Origin of the sequence: Nocardioides sp. TRM66260-LWL (assembly GCF_020075545.1) — a bacterium.
In the GTDB taxonomy this organism is placed as follows: Bacteria; Actinomycetota; Actinomycetes; order Propionibacteriales; family Nocardioidaceae; genus Nocardioides.
This window is the reverse complement of record NZ_JAIQZK010000001.1, coordinates 1,253,319-1,272,576: the sequence shown is the minus strand read 5'-3', so window position 1 is coordinate 1,272,576 and position 19,258 is coordinate 1,253,319. Positions and strand designations below refer to the sequence as shown.

Genomic DNA, 19,258 nt, shown 5'->3' with positions numbered 1-19,258 from the left:
GTGCGGACCGGACGGGTCCGCGCCGCCCCCGTCCGGCGCTCGGCTAGCGTCCGGCCCCATGAGCGTCACCGTCCGTCCCCCGTCCGAGACCGCCCGCGCGGCTGCCGCCGAGCGGCTCGCGGGTCTCGCCACGCCCCCCGGCGCCCTGGGTCGCCTCGGCGAGCTGGGGGTCTGGCTGAGCGCGTGCCAGGACGCCGTGCCGCCGCGCCCGCTGGGCCCGGGCACGGTGCGACTGGTGATCTTCGCCGGCGACCACGGGGTCGCGGCCCACGGGGTCTCGGCCTTCCCGCCCGCGATCACCGGCGCGATGGTGCGCACGTTCCTGACCGGTCGGGCCGGCGTCAGCGCGCTCGCCGCCGCGCACGACGTCGCCGTGCGGGTGCTCGACCTGGGCGTCGACGACGACCTCGCCGACCTGCCCGACGACGTCCGCACGCCGCTGCAGCGGTTCAAGGTCCGCCGCGGCAGTGGCGCGCTGCACCTCGAGGACGCCCTGAGCCGCGCCGAGCTCGAGGCCGCCCTGGACGCCGGCGCCGCCGTCGCGGCCGAGGAGATCGCCGCGGGCGCCGGGCTCCTGCTCACCGGCGACATGGGCATCGGCAACACGACCGCGGCCGCGGCCCTCGTCGCCGCCGCGCTCGACCTGCCGGCCGCCGCGGTCGTCGGCCGCGGCACCGGCATCGACAACGACGGCCTGACCCGCAAGACCGAGGTGCTCGCCACCGCGCTCGACCGCGCCGGGCACCGCCTCGCGGACCCGCACGAAACCCTCGCCGCCGTCGGCAGCGCCGATCTGGCGGCGACGGTCGGCTTCCTGGTCGCCGCCGCACGGGCCGGCGTGCCGGTGCTGCTCGACGGGCTGATGAGCGTCGCCTGCGCGCTGACCGCCGAGCGGATCGCCCCCGGGGCCGTCGCCTGGTTCGCCGCCGGACACCGCTCGACCGAGCCCGCGCAGTCGCTCGCACTGGAGCGTCTGGGCCTCGAGCCGTTGCTCGACCTCGGCCTGCGCCTCGGAGAGGGCTCCGGCGCCGTGGCCGCCGTCCCCGTGGTGCGCAGCGCCGTGGCGCTGCTCCGGGACGTCGCCCTGCTCAGCGAGCTGCTGCCGGAGGAGGCGTGAGCAGCGGCGTGCTGCGGGACGCCTGGCGCCTGGCGGTCGGCACGCTCACGGTGCTGCGCGTCGCCCCGCCGGCGACGGTCGACCGGCGGCGGGCCGGGCTCGCGATGGTCCTCGCCCCGCTCGCGGTGGCGCCGCTCGGCGTGGCCGCGGCGGCGGTGGTGCTCGTCGGCACACGGCTCGGCCTCGCGCCGCTGGTGATCGGCCTGCTCGTCGTCGGCGCCCTCGCCCTCGGCAGCCGGGCGCTGCACCTGGACGGCCTCGCCGACCTCGCCGACGGCCTCACCGCCTCCTACGACCGCGAGCGGTCGCTCGCCGTCATGCGCTCCGGGACCGCCGGGCCGGCCGGCGTCGTGACCCTCGTCGTGGTGCTGGGGCTGCAGGCGGCCGGGGTCGCCGCGATCGTCGTGTCGTCGCGGGGCGAGACCGGCTCGGCGGTGCCCGCCGCGCTGCTCGTCGGCGTCGCGGTGGCCGTCTCGCGCTCGGCGCTGGCGATGGCCTGCGTCCGCGGCGTGCCTGGGGCGCGCGCTGACGGTCTGGGGAGCGCCTTCGTCGGCACCGTCGCCCCGGTCGCCGCGGTCGCCGGCTGGCTCGCGGGCGGCCTCGTCCTGGGCCTGCTGGCCTCCGGGTGGCCGAGCGACGGGGCGCTGTGGCGCCCGTGGGGCGACGCACGACTGCTCGGCCTCGCCGCCGTCGGCGCGGCCGCGGCCGTGAGCGGGCTCGTGCTGCGGCGTGCGACGGCCCGCCTGGGCGGGGTCACCGGCGACGTGTTCGGCGCCTGCGTCGAGCTGGCGCTGACGGCGCTCCTGGTCGTGCTCGGCCTCTGAGGTCGTCCGGCGTCAAAGGCGCAGGACGCGACCGGCGACCACGAGGTGCACCTCGTCGGCGACCGCGGCGATCCGCTGGTTGACGACGCCGAGGTGGTCGCGGAAGAGCCGCCCCGAGCGGTGGGCCGGCACCACGCCCCAGCCGACCTCGTTGCTCACCAGCACGACCGGACCGGCGTCGGCGGGGCGTCCCGCGAGCGCCGCGACGACGTCGTCCAGCGCCGTCTCGACCGCCGCGGCGACCTCCTCGGCCGACGCCTCCCATAGCCCGTCGTCCAGCAGGCGGGTGAGCCAGGTGCCCAGGCAGTCGACGAGCAGCGCGCCCCGCACCGAGCGCAGGGCCCCGGCCAGGTCGGCCGACTCGCGCGTCGTCCAGCCGGCCGGGCGGGACGCGCGGTGCCGGTCGATGCGCGCCTGCCAGTCCGGGTCGGGCGGGTCGGCGTCCTCGGGCACCGGGCCCGGCGCCAGGTAGACGACGTCGTCGTGGCCGCGGAGCAGCGACTCGGCGTGCCGCGACTTCCCGCAGCGGACGCCGCCCGTCACCAGCACCCTCATCGGACGACCTCGCGCCCCAGCGGCCAGTTGGCGAGCACCCGGCAGTCGTGGTTGGCCCACCACTGCAGCTCGAGCCGCTCGACGGTCAGGCTCACCGGCAGCACGTCGGCGAGCTGCTTGTGCAGCCAGGTACGGGTCACCGGCGGGGTCGCGGACTCGTCGTGCCGGTCGAGCGTCAGGTGGGGGTCGACGTGCGGGTACCGCCCGCCGTAGGGCGGGTGGTCGGGGAACGCCGCGGTCACGGCCGCGGTGAGGGCCCGCAGCGGCGCGTCCGGCTCGGGCCGCAGGTGGAGGACGCCGTCGGGGAACGCCTCGATCCGCGCCAGGCGCAGCGCGAAGGCCGGGTGGGCGGCGGCGATGCGACCGATCGTGGCCAGGTCCGCGGCGCTCGGCCGCGGCACCCAGGGCGCCAGGACTGTCACGTGCGCGTGCACGAAGGCGGGGTCCGCGGAGACGAACGACGCGTCGTAGTGGGCCGTGCGGGCCCGGACGAAGGCGTCCAGCGCGGGCACCGTGACGGCGAGCACCGTGTGGCCGGGGGAGTACGCGGAGCCGGGCACGGCCGCACCCTAGCCGTCCGCCACTTCCGGTCCGATCGGACGGTAATCTGCCGACGTCCGTCCCGAGCCGAGGAGCACCCCGTGGCCGCCCTGACCGATCCGATCACCCTGCCGAGCGGCCTCGTCCTGCCGCACCGCATCCTCAAGGCGCCGATGACGGAGAACCTCGCCGACGCCGACCTGCAGCCGACCGAGGCGCACGAGCGGCTCTACCGGCGCTGGGCCCGGGGCGCGGCGGGCGGCCTGCTGATCACCGGCAACCTGATGATCGACCGACGCCAGCTCGAGCGGAGTCGCAACATCGTGGCCGACGCGCGGCTGGACGTCGCCCGGCTCCGGCGCGTGCGCGAGGCTGCGGCCGACAGCCCGGTGATCGCCCAGCTCAACCACCCCGGACGCCAGACCAACCGCTTCCTCTCCGGACGGCCGGTCGCGCCGAGCGCCGAGGCCGGCGCGGTGCGGATGATGGGCCTGTTCGCCGCGCCCCGCGCGCTGCGGGCCGAGGAGGTCGAGCGACTCGTCCGGGCCTTCGGCGAGTCCGCCGCCCGCTGCGAGCAGGCCGGCCTCGACGGCGTCCAGGTGCACGCCGCCCACGGCTACCTGCTCGCGCAGTTCCTCTCCCCGCACGTCAACCGGCGCACCGACGCCTGGGGCGGCGACGTCGCCGGGCGCGCCCGCGCGCTGGTCGAGGCGGTCCGCGCGGTGCGGGCCGCGACGCGACCCGGCTTCACCGTGGCGGTGAAGCTCAACTCCTCCGACTTCCGGCACGGCGGCTTCACCGAGGACGACGCCGAGCAGGTCGTGGGCCTGCTCGTCGAGGAGGGCGTCGACCTGATCGAGATCTCCGGCGGCACCTACGAGAACCCCGCGCTCTTCGGCGAGGTCGACGACCTGCGGGGCTCCGGGTCGGGCACGAGCGTCAAGGAGGCCTACTTCGCGGCGTTCGCGCGGCGGGTGCGCGACCGCGCGGCCGGGGTGCCGCTGGCGCTCACCGGCGGCATCCGCACCCGTGAGGCGATGGAGCGGCTGCTCGCCGACGGCGTCGACCTGATCGGCCTGGGGCGTCCGCTGGCCATCGACCCGGACGCCACCGCCCGGCTGGTCGCCGGCGACCCCGGCCGCACGCTGCGCCGGTACACCCTCCCGACCGTCGCGGGGCTGGCGGGGGAGTCGGAGTGGTACGAGACCCAGATCGGCCGCATGGGCGCCGGCCTCGAGCCCGACCCGGGGCTGCGTCCCGTCGTCGCGGCGGCGCGGTTCATCGGCGGGGAGGCCGTGCGCGGGCTGGGCGAGCGACGTCGGAGGGCCCGCGCCATCGCGGCGCTGGACGCCCGCTAGCGATCACGCCCGAGGCAGCCGCACCTCGAACACCGCCGGACGCGCCGAGGCCAGCTCCACCGAGCCGCCGACGGCGTTCGCCACGCGCCGCGCGACGGCGAGCCCCAGGCCGGTGCTCCCGGCGCCGCTGACCCCGGCGTCGAACAGCCGGTCGGCCACGGCCGCCTCGACGCCGTCGCCGTCGTCGCGCACGGTGATCAGCACGTCGTCGTCGGCGGCCCGGGCGCGCAGCTCGACGCGGTGCCGCGCATGCCGCAGCGCGTTGTCGACGACCGGTGCGAGGCAGCGGACCGCCAGCTCGACCGGCAGGGCGACGCGCAGCGCGTCCGCGTCGCGCACGTCGCGGTGCAGCTCGGGGAGATGATCGACGCCTCCGGGGGCCTGCGCGGCGCGCAGCGCGTCGAGCGCGGCCAGCACCTCGGCGACGCTGGCGGTGGGCGCCGGCTCGTCGTCGTCGACGAGGGCGGTGCCGCGCGCCGCGTCGATCGGCCGGCGGGCGACGTCGAGGAGCGTGGTGATGGTGGTGCTCATCGTGCGCGCGGCGTCGGCGATGCGGGCGAAGTCGTCGGCGGCCCGGGGGTCGGTGCCGGCGCGCATCTCGGCGAGCTCGGCGATGCCGAGCACCGCCGTCAGCGGCGTGCGCAGCTCGTGGGCCAGCTCGGAGGTCAGGCGCTGCTCGGCGCGCAGCGCGTCGGCCACGCGGTCGAGCAGCGTGTCGAGGCTCGCGCCGAGCCGGGCCAGCTCGTCGGTGGCGGGGCCGAGGTCGAAGCGGCGGCTGAGGTCCTGCTCGCTCCACTCGGTGGCCAGCGCGGCCATCCGCGTCACCGGGCGCAGCGCCGAGGCCGTCACCCGGGTCGCGACCGCCCCCGACACCGCCACCAGCGCGACGCCCGCGGCGATGGTGGCGAGCAGCGCATAGTCCTCCGAGCGCTCGTAGCCGTCGGTGGCCTGGGAGACCACCGCGACCCCGCGCCAGCCGCCCGCGGCCTGCACCGTCTGCGCCCGCAGCCGCAGGTCGCCGGCCGCCTTGACGGTCAGCGACGACGGCGCGTCGGGCTGGACGAGTCGTTGCGCCAGCTCGTCGGCGGCGTCGCGCGCGCCGGCCTCGATCGAGCCGGTCACCAGGCGCGCCCGGTCGTCGTAGATGCGGACGCCGGGATCGAGGTAGCGACCCAGGTCGGCGGACGGCGTCGCGGTGCTGTTGGCGTCGATCACCGCCTGCACCGCCGCCGTCCGGTCGGTGAGCACGTTGCCGATGTCCCGGGTGGCGGTGCGGGCCAGCACCAGCTGGACGCCGAGCACGACCGCGATCGAGATGAGGGTGGTGAGCCCCAGCGTCGTCAGCACGATCTGCCCGCGCAGCGACGAGCGGCGCGGCGTCCTGGCCATGGATCCCCCTCGCGGTCCGCCGCGTCGGGATGTGCGGAGCGCGCGACGCGACCTGGGCCATGATGCCCTCATGGCGAGCATCGGCGTGTGCGAGGACGATCCGGCGATCCGCTCCGTGCTGGCCGAGGCGCTCGGCGGCGCGGGCCACGAGGTGACGATGGCGCACACCGCGGGGGAGGCGCTCCGGCTCTTCGGGCCGGACGCCCGGCTCGACGCGCTCGTCCTCGACATCGGCCTGCCCGACGCCGACGGCCGCGACCTGTGCCAGGCGCTGCGCGGCAACGGCCAGCCCGCCCCGGTGCTCTTCCTCACCGCGCTGGACGCCCTGCACGACCGGCTCGCCGGATTCAGCGCCGGCGCGGACGACTACCTGGTCAAGCCGTTCGCGATCAAGGAGCTGCTGGCGCGGCTCGAGGTGCTCGTCCGGCGCCCGCGCGTCGACGCCCCGGGCGGCGACCTCGTGCTCGACCCCGCGCGGCACGCGCTGGTGCGCGGGGAGGCAGTGGTGACCCTCAGCCCGACCGAGTTCCGGCTGCTGGCCTCCCTGCTCTCGCGGGCCGGCGAGGTCGTGCGCCGCGCGGCGCTGGTGGCCGCGGCGTGGCCGGACGGCGCGATCGTCAACGACAACACCCTCGACTCCTACGTGCGCCGGGTGCGCGTCAAGCTCGGCGACGTCGGCTCCGACGCCGTCGTGACGACGGTCCGCGGCGTGGGCTACCGGTTCGACGTCGACGCGACCTGAGCCCTGCCTGTTCCTACCTGACCCGGACCTGACTCCCGCGTCCGGTCGCGGCGGATCGTCAGGATCCTGTCAGCCGGGCGACCTCACCCTTCAGGGCATGACGAACCGCATCGCGCCCGCCGGCGACCTCGACCTCGAGGAGATCGGCCACGCCGCCACCCACAAGCTGCCCCAGGTGACGCTCCTCTACTGGATCATCAAGATCGCCGCGACCACGCTCGGCGAGACCGGCGGCGACATGTTCAGCCAGACGCTGAAGATCGGCTACTTCCTCTCGACCATCGCGCTCTTCGCCGTGTTCGTGGTGAGCCTCGTCGCCCAGCTGCGCGCCAAGTCGTACCACCCGGCGTTCTACTGGGCCGTCATCCTCACGACCTCGATGGCCGGCACCACGATCAGCGACTTCATGAACCGCGACGCCTCCTCGAAGTACCTCTCGGCCGGAGCCACCTCCCTCGGCTGGGGTCCGCAGGGCCTCGGCATCGGCTACCCCGTGGGCGCCGCGATCCTCTCCACCCTTCTGCTGGTGACCTTCGCGATCTGGCGCGCCACCGGCCACCCGTTCTCGATCGCCACGATCAGCTCCTTCCGCGCGGAGGCGCTGTTCTGGACCGCGATCCTCATCTCGAACACCCTCGGCACGTCGCTCGGCGACTTCCTCTCCGACTCCTCCGGTCTCGGCTACGCGGGCGGCGCGGCGCTCATCGCGGTGCTGATCGCGAGCATCGCCGGGCTGTACTTCGTGCCGTCGGTGCCCAACACGCTGCTGTTCTGGGCGGCGTTCGTGCTCACCCGACCGCTGGGCGCGACGGTCGGCGACTACTTCACCAAGCCGATCGTCAAGGGCGGGCTCGGCCTCGGCACCTACGGCGCCTCCGCCGTGCTGGCCCTGATCATGGTGCTCGGCGTCGGGTGGGTCACCCGCCAGCACCGCCAGCAGTCCCGCGCGGCGCTGCAGGCGGCCTGACCTGCGACGACCGGGGCGGCTCCGCACCGCCGCCCCGGTCCGTCGGAGCCCCGGCGGGGCTGTCGACGCGGGCCCGCGACGCCTCTGGAATGCTTGCCCGCCGAGCCGACCGCCGCCGGGGCGGTCGCGGACGCGCCGGGAGGGCCGATGAGCGACATCGCCGCCGAGCTCGCCCGCGTGGCCGGCGCCTTCGCCCAGCCCACGCTCACCCTGCTGCACCAGCGGCAGGCCCCCGTCGTCATCGCGCTCTTCCGCGCGTCCTTCGACCGCACCAACCGGCCGATCCCGACCGCGCGGCTGCACACCCAGGTCGAGGAGCACCTCGCGCGGCTGCGACGCGACGGCGCCGCCGACCTGCCCGCGGGCTCCGGGCGCGAGCTGTGCCAGCGCTGGATGCGCGGCCAGTGGCTCGTGCGCTCGCTCGACGACGCCGGCCACGAGGTCTACGCGCTCACCTCGCACGCCCAGCAGGCCCTCGAGCTGGTGAAGGGGCTCGCCCGCGACCGGGCCACCCTCTCCGAGCACCGCATCGCCACCATCCTCGGCACGGTGCGACGGTTCAACGCCGAGGCCAACCCCGACCGCGGCACCCGCGTCGGCATCCTCAACGCCGAGATCGCCCGCCTGCAGGCCGAGCGCGACCGGCTCGTCGACGGCGGCGAGCTGGTCGGCGCCACCGAGGACTACATGGTCGAGGGCTTCACCGAGCTGCTCAGCCTGGTCTCCGCGCTGCCGTCGGACTTCGCGCGCGTCGAGGAGCGGTTCGCCGCGATCCGGGCCGACATCCTGGCGGCCTTCCGGGGCGAGGACCGTCCCGCGGGCGAGGTCATCGACGCCTATCTCGCGCGCGCCGACGCCCTCATGACCGCCACCCACGAGGGCCGCGCGTTCGAGGGCGCGTTCGCGCTGCTGCGCGACGACGCGCTCGTCGGCCAGCTGCGCGAGGACCTCGCCGCCCTGCTCGAGCACCCGCTCGCCGACGGCGTGCTCTCCGACGCCGACCGCGCCGAGCTGCGCGGCACCGTCCGGCTGGTGCGCGAGGGCCTCGACCGCGTGCTCGCCCAGCGCTCCCGCGTCACCGCGACGCTGAAGGACTACATCGTCAGCCATGACGCGGTGCGCGACCGCGAGCTCGAGCGCACGCTGCGCCAGGTCGAGTCCGAGCTGATGGCCTGGATGGCCGTCACCGGCCCCCGCGCCACGCACGACGTCCCGCTGCTGCCGCCGCGCATCGGGGTCGAGCACCTGCGCGAGCGGTTCCACGACCCGGCCGACGACGTCCCGCCGGAGCGGCTGGCCGCCATCGAGCCCGAGGACGTGTCCGGCCCCTCGCTGGCCGAGCTGAAGGCGCAGGGCGGACCCCGGCTCGACGTCCTGCGTCGCCGCCTGGCCGCGGCGCGCGGGACGTCCGGCGCCGCGACCCTCGGCGCCCTCTTCGCCGGCCTGGAGCCCGAGCTGCGACGTCCCGTGGAGATCCTCGGGCTGCTCCACCTGGCCGCCGAGGGCCGCGAGGACCTGCCCGACGGGTCGACGGCGTCGGACGACCGCGATGCCGCCGAGGCCGCCGACGCCGCCGCGCACGAGGTCTTCTCCGCCGTCCGCCCCGACGGCACCCGCCGCGACTTCGCGGTGCCCCGCACGCCCCTGCCCGTCCCCGCCGAGGAGGCGACCCGATGACCCGGCTCGACCCGGAGCCCCCCGTCGACCACGTCCCTGACCTCGACCCTGACCTCGAGCCGGACCTCGATCCGGACCCCGACGGGCTCGACTGGGCCGACGAGGCCGACCTGGAGGACCTGGACGAGGCCTCGGTGTCGCTCTTCGAGGGCGACGAGGGCGGCCTGGCCTACGCGCAGCGCCACGTCCTCATCACGCTGCTCAAGCAGCGCTTCGTCTCCGCGCGCACCCACCCGCGCGACTGGCAGGTGCTGGTGGAGCACGAGCGGCTGCTCCGCTCGCGCCTCAACGACCTCTTCCTCGACCTGCAGATCGACCGCGAGCGCGAGGTGGCGTGGAAGCGGCAGGCCGTCAGCGAGACCGGCAGCCGCTTCCCGACGCTGCTCTACGACGCCGCGTGGAGTCGCGAGGAGACCCTCGTGCTCGTCCACCTGCGCGACCGGCTGCGCGCCGGCCAGGCCGGCGGAGAGTCCCGCGTGCTGCTCGACCGCGCCGACCTGCTCGACCACGTCGCGACCTTCCGGCCGCCGCACGCCACCGACGAGTCGGGCGACGAGAAGCGCGCCCGCAACGCCATCGTCGCGATCCAGAAGGCCGGGCTGCTGATCCCGACCGCCTCGGAGGACCGCTTCGAGATCAGCGAGGCGGTGGAGTCGCTGCTGCCGCTGGAGCGGCTGGTCGAGCTGCTCGCCGCGCTGCGCGAGCAGACCGGCGCCGTGGAGGAGCCCGAGGAGGCCGACGTGGACCTGTTCGACCAGACCGCCGACCAGACCGCCGTCGCGACCGGCGTCCCGACCGGTGAGCCGGAGGCCTGAGGTGACCCTGGAGCACGCTCTCGATGCCGACGAGCCAGCCCTGGAGGCCGACGACCCCGCCCTCCGCCCGGACGAGCCGAACGAGTCGGACGAGCCGGGCGAGGGCCTGTTCGAGCGCGCCGAGGTGGCGCTGCCGGCCGACGACACGATGCAGTGGCGCGCGGCGCAGCTGCAGCTCGTCAACTGGGGCGGCTTCGGCGGCCACACGGTGGTGCCGCTGCGCGGCGCGGCGACGATGATCTCCGGCGCCTCGGGCGTCGGCAAGAGCACCATCCTCGACGCCTACACCGCGCTGATGATGCCGTCGGACACGAAGTTCAACGGCGCCTCCAACGACGCCGTCGCCGGACGCGCCCGCGGCGTCGGCCAGCGCAACCTGCTCTCCTACCTGCGCGGCGCCGTCGACGTCGTCGACGACCCGCGCACCGGACGTCCGGTCGAGCGGCTGCTGCGCGGTCAGGGCGGCGACACCTGGGGCGCGGTCGCCATGACCTTCGTCAACGACCAGGGCGGGCGGTTCACCGTCGCGCGCACCTACTACGTGCCGCGGCGCGCGGTGCGCAGCACCGACGTGGCGATGCAGCTGCTCACCCTCGACGCCGACCTGCCGCTCGACGTGCTCGAGCACGCCGTGCCGGAGCGGTTCCACGCCACCGCGCTGAAGCGGCTCTTCCCCGGGGTGCGGGTGCACCGCACGTACCAGGAGCTCGCGGCCGTCATCCACGCCCGCCTCGGCATCGGGGCCAACGGCGACGGCGCGAAGGCGCTGCGGCTGCTCGCCCGCATCCAGGCCGGCAACCAGGTGCGCAGCGTCGACGAGCTCTACAAGGAGATGGTGCTCGAGCGTCCGGCCACCTTCGCCGCCGCCGACCGTGCCGTCGAGCACTTCGACGACCTCGACCTCGCGCACGCCGCGATGCGCACCGAGGAGCAGCGGCTGGAGCTGCTCGCGCCGCTGCCGGCGGCGCACGAGCGACGCGAGGCGGCCCGCGCCCGCCTCGGCGAGCTCGACGCCTACGGCGTGACGCTCGTCGGCGACACGCCGCTGCAGCTCTGGCTGGCGCGCACGCATCGCCGGCTGCTCGCCGACGCGGTGCGGGCGAACCGGCAGGCCCGACGCGCGGTCGGCGGCGAGCTCGCCGCGGCCTCCGCGCGGGTGAGCGCCCTGGTGGGCGACGTCGAGGCGGCCAAGCAGGCGCACCACGCCGCCGGCGGCGCGACCCTGCAGACCCTGACGACCTCGCTGGAGCAGGAGGCCGTCGTCCGCGAGGACCGCCTGGCGCGTCGCGTCGAGCTGCAGGACCGCCTGCTGCCGCTGCTGTCGTCCGGTGCCGGCGACGGCGAGGGCACGGAGGCCACGACCACGGTCGAGGCGCTGGACCTGGCCGAGACCTTCGCGACGCTCCGCGAGCGCTCCGCGGCGTGGCTCGAGGGCTGGCCCGCCGAGCAGCAGGCCCTCCGTGAGGCACGCGACGCGCTCCTCGCGCGCCGCTACCCCGAGCAGGCCCGCCAGGCCGAGCTGCGCCGCGAGCGGGCCTCGCTCGAGGGCCGCAGCGGACGCATGCCCGCCCGGCTGCACGAGCTGCGCGCCGAGGTCGCCGCCGCGAGCGGGATCGCGACCAGCGACCTGCCGTTCGTCGGCGAGCTGGTCGACGTCGCCCCCGAGCACACCCGGTGGCGCACCGCGATCGAGACCGTGCTCGGCGGCACGGCCCGGGTGATGCTCGTCCCCGAGCACCTCCTCGAGCACTTCTCGACGGCCATCGACGGCCTGCGGCTGCGAGGCCGGCTGACCTTCGAGGGCGTCCCCCTCGACCTGCCCGAGCGCACGGCCGACGATCCGCGGCGGATCGCGGGCAAGCTCGTCCACCAGCACTCGCCGTTCCGCGGCTGGGTGCAGGCGCACGTCGCCGAGGCCGCCCGCAACGCGCTGTGCGTCGAGACGGCCGAGGAGCTGGCCGGCGACGGGCTGCGGGTCACGCTCGCGGGCCAGACCCGCTCGGGCCGCCGTGGCGCCCACGGCCGCGGCGAGGCACGCGACGTCATCGGCTTCTCCAACGCCGACGCCGTCGCCGAGCTCGACGCCGAGCTGCTGGCGCTGGAGCAGCGGCTCGTCGGGCTCGACGACGAGATGCGCGAGCTCGACCGACGCGCCTCGGTGCTCGAGCGGCTCCGCGGCGCCCACGAGGCCGTCCGGTCCGCGCGCTTCGACGACGTCGACGTCGCGGGCTGCGACCGCCGGATCGCCGAGCTCGAGGCCCGCCGTGCCGAGCTGCTCGCCGCCGACGACCGGCTCGCGACCCTCCAGGGCCAGATCGCCGATCTCGAGCGACGGCTCGAGGACGAGCAGCGCCACCGCTTCGGCCTCGAGCGCCGTCAGCAGGAGCTCGACGACGCGCACGGCGTGCTGGTCGACGCCGAGGACGTCGTCGCCGACCGGCTGGCGCAGATGGAGGACGCCGGCCGCGTCGCGCTGACCGACGCCCAGGACGCCGCCCTCGCGGCCGAGTTCGCCGCGGCCGCCGCGCCCGCCGACCCGGCCGACCTCGAGCGGTTCCACGAGTCCTCGCACCGGCTGGCGCAGAGCCTCCGCGCGGCCGTCGCCGACGCCGAGACCGCGATCGCCCGGGCGGAGGACGAGATGGTGGCGATCTTCCGCGCCTACCAGCTGCAGTGGCCCTCGCCGAACCTGGGCACGAGCCCGGAGTCCTACGCCGACTACGCCGCGATCCTGGCGGGCATCCGCGGCACCGGCCTGGCCGAGCGCCGCGCCGAGTGGAGGCGGCGGCTCACCGACTGGAGCGGGCAGGACCTCGTGCCGCTGCTCGGCGCGATGGCCGCGTCGGTGGAGGAGATCGAGGACCGGCTCGAGCCGATCAACACCATCCTGCGGCGCCTGCCCTTCGGCGCGACCGACGACCGCCTGCGCATCCGCCTGCGCCGGCTCGCGCCGGTGCACCTGCAGACGTTCCTCAAGGACCTGCGTCGTCTCGCCTCCGGATCCTCCGCGCCGGGGGACGAGGCCGATCTCGACCAGCGCTTCGCCGACCTCGCCCGGTTCATGCAGCAGCTGCGCCCCGGCACCGCGGCGGACGGGCCGTCCGAGCGCGACCGCCTGCTCGACGTGCGCCGGCACGTCGAGATCAGCGCGGAGCGCTACGACCACCGCACCGGCGAGCTGCGCGCCACCTACCGCACGCTGGGGGAGAAGTCCGGCGGCGAGAGCCAGGAGCTCGTGGCGTTCATCGTCGGCTCGGCGCTGCGGTTCCGGCTCGGCGACGAGCTGCGCAGCCGTCCTCGCTTCGCGCCGGTCTTCCTCGACGAGGGCTTCGTCAAGGCCGACTCGGAGTTCGCCGGGCGCGCCGTGCAGGCCTGGAGGGGCCTGGGCTTCCAGCTCATCGTCGGCGTCCCGCTCGACAAGGTCACCGGCCTCGAGCCGCACATGGACGAGCTGCTGGCGATCACCAAGAACCCGTCCACCCACCGGGCCTGGATCACCCCGATCACCGACGCCGGCTGACCGGCCGGCGCGGCGACGTCGGCGATCGGGGCGCGGTCTCAGACCTCGTGGACGAACTGGCTGCGGTCGAAGCGCAGCTGCGGCCAGAAGACGCCGTCCGGCGCGCGCTCGCCGGCGCCGACGACCATGATCGGCAGGGCGGCGTCGTCGAGGTCGAGCAGACGCCGCAGGCGCACCTCGTCGAAGCCCTCCATCATGCAGCTGTCGAAGCCGTGCGCGCGCAGCGCCAGCACGAGGTTCTCGCAGGCCAGGGCCGTGCTCTTCGCGGCCCACAGCCGCAGCTCGGACGCGGTGTAGGGCCCACGCGGCACCGGTCGGACGAGACCGGCGAGCGCGAAGAGCGCGCGCTTGAGCGGGGCCGCCAGACCGAACGGCCCGGGGCCGTACAGGAACGGGATCGCGCGGTAGTACTGCCGCGCGGGGCCCGGGGTCTCGGGCGTGGGCCACTCGCGGAGGGTCTGCGCCGCGTGCTCCTTGATCCGGTCCGTGCGGGCGACGCACACGATCAGCTCGGCGGCCGTCTTCGCCGCGAGCTGACCCATGCACACCTGCACCAGCCGGGAGCGGATCGGCTCGCTGCGCACCACGTAGAACTCCCACGGCTGCAGACCCGAGGAGTTCGGCGCCAGCATCGCCAGGTCGAGGCACTCGTCGAGCACCTCGGGCGGGATCGGGGTGTCGGTGAAGACGCGCACGGACCGGCGCGACCGCACGACGTCGGCGAAGGCCTGCGCGTCGGTCGGCACGGCGGGCTCGTGGTACCGCTGCTTGCCTCGGATCTCGACGGTGCGCAGACCGGCGAGGTCGGTCGCCGCGCTGCGGGTGCTGCTGCGGGTGCTGCTGGGGGTGCTGTCTGAGGGCGACACGGGTGCTCCTGGACGGGGGAGAGGGGACGGGAGGGCTCAGCTGAAGATCATGCAGGTCGACGTCGCATGGGCGACCAGCCGCCCCTGCCCGTCGACGACCTGGGCCTCGGCCAGGGCCGTGCGGCGGCCGCGGGAGATCACCTGGCCGGTCGTGCGCAGCGTGCCCGACTCGGTCGTCACCGGGCGGAGGAACTTCACCGTCAGGTCGAGGGAGGTGTAGCCCTGACCGGGCTCGAGCGTGGTGTGCACCGAGCAGGCGGCTGCGGTGTCGAGCAGCGTGGAGAGCACCCCGCCGTGCATCGTGCCGAGCGGGTTGTAGTGCCGGTGCTCCGGCTGCAGCTCGACCCACACCGAGCCGGCCTCGGCGCCGAAGCCGGTCATGCCGAGCGTCTCCGCGATCGGCGCCGGCGGCAGGTCGCCCCGGGCGATGGCCTGCATGAGCTCGAGCCCCGTCAGGGCGAAGGGGTCGAGGGCAGGGGCGGTGTCCGGTGCGGCGTCCGGCTGGGTCTCGGTCATGGAGCCAGCCTCCCGTCCGCTACTGGGTCTGTCAATCAGACCCAGGGTGGGGCATGCTGTGCGCATGGTCACCGACGGCCCCGAGCACACCGAGCGACCCGCCGCCCTCGCCTTCTCCACCGAGAACTGCCAGGTCGCCGCGGCGATGCGCGTGCTGGGGGAGCGCGGCACGATCGTGGTGCTGCGGGAGGTGTTCAACGGCGTGCGTCGCTTCGACGACATCCAGCAGCACAGCGGCCTGGCGCGGCAGGTGCTCAGCGACCGCCTCGCCCGGCTGGTCGAGCACGCGATCCTGCGGCGGGTGCCGTACCGCCCCGAGGGCGGCGGCCGGGCGCGGCTGGAGTACCGCCTCACGGCGAAGGGCCTCGAGCTCTACCCGGTGCTCGCCGCCGTGGCCGACTGGGGCGCGCGGCACTACGCGTCGCCCGACGGGCCGCCGGTCGAGCTGGCCCATCGCGGGTGCGGCGCACCGGTGCACGCGGCCCTGGTGTGCGAGGCGGGCCACGCGGTCGAGGACCCGCGGGAGGTCGCTCCGCGGCCCGGTCCGGGCGCCCGCCGCCGGGCGTCCTGAGGCCGGCGCCGAAACTGTCGGTGGTCGGCCCTAGCGTCGACCCCGTCGCCGGGACGAGCCCGGCGACGAGACGCTCGGAGGTTCCCGTGGAGCCGATGGAGGCCCAGGTCGCGGCGGCGTGGTCCCTGCTGGCGCGGCGGATCGCCGCCGAGATGGCGCGCGACGACCGTCGCCCGGTCGTGCACCTGCGGCACGGCGACGACGTCGGCGCCCCGCTCCTGCGGGTGCACCGCCTCGAGCAGCCCGAGCCGCTGGTGGTGGCCGAGCTGCTCGCGCCGGTCGGTCCGGTCGCGGTCGAGCTCCTCGATGCCCTCGGCTGGGAGCCGCCCGAGCGTCAGGTCGACGAGCCCGGCGAGGGGCTGCGCCTGTGGTCGATCGCCGTCGAGCTCGCCGACCCGGCGCGACCGCACGGCGTCGTCCACTGGCTCGAGGAGCAGGTGCTGCCGCTGCTCCCCGACGCCTTCGGCGTGCCCCATCCGGCCTTCCTGCGCGCGGCCGGCGTCGCGCTCGACGGCCTGCGCCGCCCCGAGCCGCGGCGGCTCGAGGCGCGCCGTCGCCTGCACGGTGGCGAGGTCTTCCCCGCCGTGGTGCCGAACGACGCCGACGACCTGCGCGCCCTCGTCGACGCCGCGCTGCGCGACTTCCTGGGCTACGAGCCGGTGCACGACGACGACGGCGACGCCCAGGTGCCGGTCGGCACCACGCTGGTCTGGGTGCGCGTCGACCCCGACGAGCCGTGGATCGAGCTGTTCTCCTACGTCGTCGCCGACCTGCCGCACCCCCACCTGGCCCGGGCCGCGCTGCCGGGCCTGGCGGCCGACGTGCCCTGGGCGCGCCTGGTCGTCGACGGCGACGACCTTCTCGCCGTCCACCGGCTGTGGGCGGCGCCCTTCTCCGACCGGCAGCTGCACGCGATGCTCGCCCACTTCCACGACGTCGACGCGCTCGGCGACGTGCTGGTCGGCCGCTGGGGCGGTCGGCGGTTCCTCGACGCCTGGCTCGGGCTGCAGGTCGTGGCCGGCTCCGAGCACCCCGAGCCCGATCCCGCCGACGCCACGCAGGAGGCCGACCCGGTCTCGGGCTCCCTCCCGGTCGCCGATCCCGCCGACGCAGACGCCGGAGCGTCGGCCCCGCCACCGGTCGGCGACCTGCGGCCCGAGCTCGAGGCGCTCGCGGGTCTCCTCCGGCGCGGTCCCGTGCCGCCGCGCACCGTCGCGGCGATCTTCGACCACCGGGTCGACGCCGTCCTCCGCGCCGTGGCCGACGTCCGCGATTCCGAGGTGCTGGTGCCCACCGAGATCGAGCGGATGGTGGCGAGCCTCGGGCTCGCGCTGCGGCTGATCGAGGCCGAGGGCCCCGAGGCTGCGTCGTCCGGGCGCGCGCCGCGCAGCGTCCAGCTGTCGCTGCTCGGCGACGAGCCGGGGCTCGAGGAGTGGTGGGACGACGACGCGTCCTGAGCCCCGCCGGTCGCGATGCAGATCCGGACGCCGGGCAGGACACCCGCGCGGGTGGCGGTCGCGTTGGTCGTGCTGCCTAGCCTGACCGCATGGCTGACCAGAATCCCCGGCAGAACGTCACCTTCCCCAGCAACGGCAACGAGGCGCACGGCTACCTCGCGGTCCCCGAGGCCGGCAGCGGCCCCGGCGTCGTCGTCATCCAGGAGTGGTGGGGTCTCGACGACCACCTCGCCGACGTGTGCGACCGCCTCGCCCGTGAGGGCTTCGTCGCCCTCGCCCCCGACCTCTACGGCGGCCGCGTCGCCCACGACGCCGACGAGGCCGGCTCCTTCATGACCAACCTGCCGGTCGAGCAGGCTGCCAAGGACCTCTCGGGCGCCGTCGACTTCCTGATCGGCCACGACGCCGTCACCTCCTCGACCGTGGGCACCGTCGGCTTCTGCATGGGCGGAGGCTTCGTGCTGCTGCTCGCGGTCGAGGCCGGCGACAAGGTCTCGGCCGCCGTCCCGTTCTACGGCGTCGGCCCGGCCGTCCCGAACACCTACCAGGGCCTGACCGCCGCGGTGCAGGGCCACTACGCCGAGGACGACGGCTTCTACCCGGTCGAGCAGGCCCGCCAGCAGGAGGCGCAGATCCGCGAGGAGTCGGGCGCCGAGGTCGAGTTCTTCTACTACCCGGCCGGTCACGCCTTCCTCAACGACCACGACAAGATGGGCACCTACGACGCCGAGGCCGCCCAGCAGGCGTGGACCCGCACCGTCGAGTTCCTCAAGGCCAAGGTCTCCTGACCCTGACGGGATCGTGACGCGATCCTGACGCAGCGCCCCCTGCCGTCGGCGGGGGGCGCTGCCTACGTTCGGGGACGTGCCCCTCTCCGCTCCCCGCGCCCTGCCCGCCGTCCCTGCCCCGCCGGCTTCCCCGGTCTCCCCGGCCTCCCCGGTCTCCGAGGTGCTCACGGTGCCGGTGCGCGTCGCGGCCGACGGCGGCCTCCACCTCCAGGTGCTCCACCTGGGCTCGGGCGACCGGGTGGTCGTCGCCTTCACGACGCTCGCGCAGGCCCGGGCCGTGCTGGGGGAGCACCAGCTGCTGGTCGACCTCGGCCGCGGGGCCCTGCAGGCGCTCGTCGAGCCGCTGGGCATCGGGGTGCGCCTGGACCCCGAGCGGGTGCTCAGGCCGGCGCGGCGGACCCGCGTGGTCGCGTGAGCGGCGAGCGCCGCTCGTGGCCGAGCAGCCGGTCGCGGTGCTCGACCAGCCCGACGACGACGTCGACGAAGCGGGTCGTGCTCTCGCCGACCGCGACGTCGTCGAAGTAGTGGTGCCGCATCGCCACGCGGGCCAGGTGGTGCTCGTCGTGGTCCAGCCGGGCGGCGAGCAGCGCGGCCAGGCGGTCGCGGTCGTCGGTGGTGATCACGTCGGCGCACCGGCTGACCGGCACCTCGGCGCGCAGCCGCTCGGCGTCGTGGTGGCGGTCGGTGATCAGCAGCGGTGCGTCGGTGCGCAGGTAGAGCCAGTCGAGGCCCACCGAGGAGACGTCGGTCACGATCGCGTCGCACCGCGGCATGACGCGCAGGATGTCGCCGACGGGGATGGCCCGGTGGCCCGCGTCGGGATCGCGGCGTGCGGCGTCCTCGACCAGCGCGGTGACCGCCCGGTGCGCGTCGCGGATCGCCGGCGTCGCGCTGGTGACGATCTTCGGGTGCGGCTTGTAGACCAGCCGGACGTCCCGCTGGGCGAGCACGGCCTCGACGACGTCGACGCCGAGGGTGTCGAGGGAGGAGTAGTTGTTGTAGTCGGCGTCGCCCTCCCAGGTCGGCGCGTACAGCACCGTGCGCCGTGGGCTCGGCGCGAGGATCGGCTCCTCCCGCAGGTCGAGCTGGGGCCGACCGATGCGCACCAGGCGCGTGGCGTCGAGCTCGAGCAGCTGCTCGACGTAGCGCTGCACCGCCGCCTCGCCGGCGACGAGCACGCGGTCGTAGGCCTTGGCGTTGTTGCTCGCCATCGAGCCCTTGTCGCTCTCGCCGTGGTTGATGTGCACGTGCAGCAGGCGGGAGTCGAGCAGCGACTGGAAGTTGAGCATCGAGTTGTTGCAGTACAGCGCCACGCCGGCGTCGAGTCCCGCGTACAGCGCGGTGAGCTCGGGGAACGACGGCGCCACCAGCACCGGCAGCGCCGTCCGCTCACGCAGCTGGGCGGCGCTGTCGGGATCGCGCAGCACGAGCGCCACCGGGGCGCTGCGATCGAGGACCTCGAGCACGGGCACCCACTGCTGCAGCTGGTAGAGCCGGCTCGGGTCGTCGGCGAAGTAGGCGATCACCGCGACGTCGTTCACCCCCCGATCGTAGGT

The 19,258-nt window shown here is 75.6% G+C and carries 18 protein-coding genes; 12 read left to right on the top strand and 6 right to left on the bottom strand.

Translation table 11 applies throughout. The features are described from left to right. Positions 1-58: 58 nt before the first annotated feature. Both cobT and K8Z61_RS06110 read left to right on the top strand, forming a co-directional pair. Positions 59-1,117: a nicotinate-nucleotide--dimethylbenzimidazole phosphoribosyltransferase gene (cobT, locus tag K8Z61_RS06115; RefSeq protein WP_224127448.1), complete on the top strand. Its 1,059-nt coding sequence runs from the start codon at positions 59-61 to the stop codon at positions 1,115-1,117. Next, on the top strand, positions 1,114-1,941 hold the full coding sequence (locus K8Z61_RS06110; RefSeq protein WP_224127447.1) for an adenosylcobinamide-GDP ribazoletransferase: 828 nt from the start codon (positions 1,114-1,116) through the stop codon (positions 1,939-1,941). Before cobT ends, K8Z61_RS06110 begins: the two co-directional genes overlap by 4 nt. 12 nt (positions 1,942-1,953) lie before the next feature. Here the strand turns inward: K8Z61_RS06110 and K8Z61_RS06105 are convergent, their stop codons facing one another. Next, positions 1,954-2,496: a bifunctional adenosylcobinamide kinase/adenosylcobinamide-phosphate guanylyltransferase gene (locus K8Z61_RS06105; protein WP_224127445.1), complete on the bottom strand. Its 543-nt coding sequence runs from the start codon at positions 2,494-2,496 to the stop codon at positions 1,954-1,956. Continuing rightward, positions 2,493-3,056 carry a 2'-5' RNA ligase family protein gene (locus K8Z61_RS06100; RefSeq protein WP_224127443.1) on the bottom strand — a complete coding sequence of 188 codons (564 nt, stop codon included), beginning with the start codon at positions 3,054-3,056 and terminating at the stop codon, positions 2,493-2,495. The genes K8Z61_RS06105 and K8Z61_RS06100 overlap by 4 nt, the downstream gene beginning before the upstream one ends. 81 nt (positions 3,057-3,137) lie before the next feature. Between K8Z61_RS06100 and K8Z61_RS06095 the strand changes: the two genes are divergently transcribed. Beyond that, entirely contained in the window at positions 3,138-4,394 is a 1,257-nt protein-coding gene (locus K8Z61_RS06095) for an NADH:flavin oxidoreductase (protein ID WP_224127441.1), read from the top strand. A gap of 3 nt (positions 4,395-4,397) precedes the next feature. On the opposite strand, the gene K8Z61_RS06090 is transcribed toward K8Z61_RS06095, so the two are convergent. Then, positions 4,398-5,783 carry a HAMP domain-containing sensor histidine kinase gene (locus K8Z61_RS06090; RefSeq protein WP_224127439.1) on the bottom strand — a complete coding sequence of 462 codons (1,386 nt, stop codon included), beginning with the start codon at positions 5,781-5,783 and terminating at the stop codon, positions 4,398-4,400. A gap of 70 nt (positions 5,784-5,853) precedes the next feature. Here K8Z61_RS06090 and K8Z61_RS06085 point away from each other — a divergent pair, with 70 nt between their 5' ends. From K8Z61_RS06085 to K8Z61_RS06065, 5 genes are all read left to right on the top strand, one after another. Then, complete coding sequence (locus K8Z61_RS06085) at positions 5,854-6,525, top strand: response regulator transcription factor (RefSeq protein WP_224127437.1); 672 nt, start codon at positions 5,854-5,856, stop codon at positions 6,523-6,525. Between the two features lie 97 nt (positions 6,526-6,622). Next, positions 6,623-7,492, top strand: coding sequence for a hypothetical protein (locus K8Z61_RS06080; RefSeq protein ID WP_224127435.1), 870 nt, complete (start codon positions 6,623-6,625; stop codon positions 7,490-7,492). 147 nt (positions 7,493-7,639) lie between these two features. After that, on the top strand, positions 7,640-9,169 hold the full coding sequence (locus K8Z61_RS06075; RefSeq protein ID WP_224127434.1) for a DUF3375 domain-containing protein: 1,530 nt from the start codon (positions 7,640-7,642) through the stop codon (positions 9,167-9,169). Next, positions 9,166-9,984, top strand: coding sequence for a DUF4194 domain-containing protein (locus K8Z61_RS06070; protein WP_224127433.1), 819 nt, complete (start codon positions 9,166-9,168; stop codon positions 9,982-9,984). The genes K8Z61_RS06075 and K8Z61_RS06070 overlap by 4 nt, the downstream gene beginning before the upstream one ends. A gap of 1 nt (position 9,985) precedes the next feature. Continuing rightward, positions 9,986-13,504 (top strand): ATP-binding protein, encoded by a 3,519-nt coding sequence (locus K8Z61_RS06065; RefSeq protein ID WP_224127432.1) that lies wholly within the window; start codon positions 9,986-9,988, stop codon positions 13,502-13,504. Between the two features lie 38 nt (positions 13,505-13,542). Here the strand turns inward: K8Z61_RS06065 and K8Z61_RS06060 are convergent, their stop codons facing one another. Next, positions 13,543-14,370 carry a nitroreductase family protein gene (locus K8Z61_RS06060; RefSeq protein WP_224127430.1) on the bottom strand — a complete coding sequence of 276 codons (828 nt, stop codon included), beginning with the start codon at positions 14,368-14,370 and terminating at the stop codon, positions 13,543-13,545. Positions 14,371-14,406: 36 nt separating this feature from the next. After that, positions 14,407-14,886: a PaaI family thioesterase gene (locus K8Z61_RS06055; protein WP_224127428.1), complete on the bottom strand. Its 480-nt coding sequence runs from the start codon at positions 14,884-14,886 to the stop codon at positions 14,407-14,409. A 64-nt stretch (positions 14,887-14,950) separates the two neighbouring features. Between K8Z61_RS06055 and K8Z61_RS06050 the strand changes: the two genes are divergently transcribed. The 4 genes from K8Z61_RS06050 to K8Z61_RS06035 all read left to right on the top strand — a co-directional run bounded on the left by K8Z61_RS06050 (position 14,951) and on the right by K8Z61_RS06035 (position 18,117). Then, complete coding sequence (locus K8Z61_RS06050; protein ID WP_224127426.1) at positions 14,951-15,457, top strand: helix-turn-helix domain-containing protein; 507 nt, start codon at positions 14,951-14,953, stop codon at positions 15,455-15,457. 95 nt (positions 15,458-15,552) lie between these two features. After that, positions 15,553-16,914, top strand: a complete 1,362-nt coding sequence (locus K8Z61_RS06045) for a T3SS (YopN, CesT) and YbjN peptide-binding chaperone 1 (protein ID WP_374227914.1) — start codon at positions 15,553-15,555, stop codon at positions 16,912-16,914. 89 nt (positions 16,915-17,003) lie between these two features. Next, positions 17,004-17,702 carry a dienelactone hydrolase family protein gene (locus K8Z61_RS06040; RefSeq protein WP_224127410.1) on the top strand — a complete coding sequence of 233 codons (699 nt, stop codon included), beginning with the start codon at positions 17,004-17,006 and terminating at the stop codon, positions 17,700-17,702. 76 nt (positions 17,703-17,778) lie between these two features. Then, positions 17,779-18,117 (top strand): SAV_915 family protein, encoded by a 339-nt coding sequence (locus tag K8Z61_RS06035; protein WP_224127409.1) that lies wholly within the window; start codon positions 17,779-17,781, stop codon positions 18,115-18,117. Here K8Z61_RS06035 and K8Z61_RS06030 read toward each other — a convergent pair. After that, positions 18,083-19,243 carry a CDP-glycerol glycerophosphotransferase family protein gene (locus tag K8Z61_RS06030; protein WP_224127408.1) on the bottom strand — a complete coding sequence of 387 codons (1,161 nt, stop codon included), beginning with the start codon at positions 19,241-19,243 and terminating at the stop codon, positions 18,083-18,085. The genes K8Z61_RS06035 and K8Z61_RS06030 overlap by 35 nt on opposite strands. Positions 19,244-19,258: the final 15 nt, after the last annotated feature.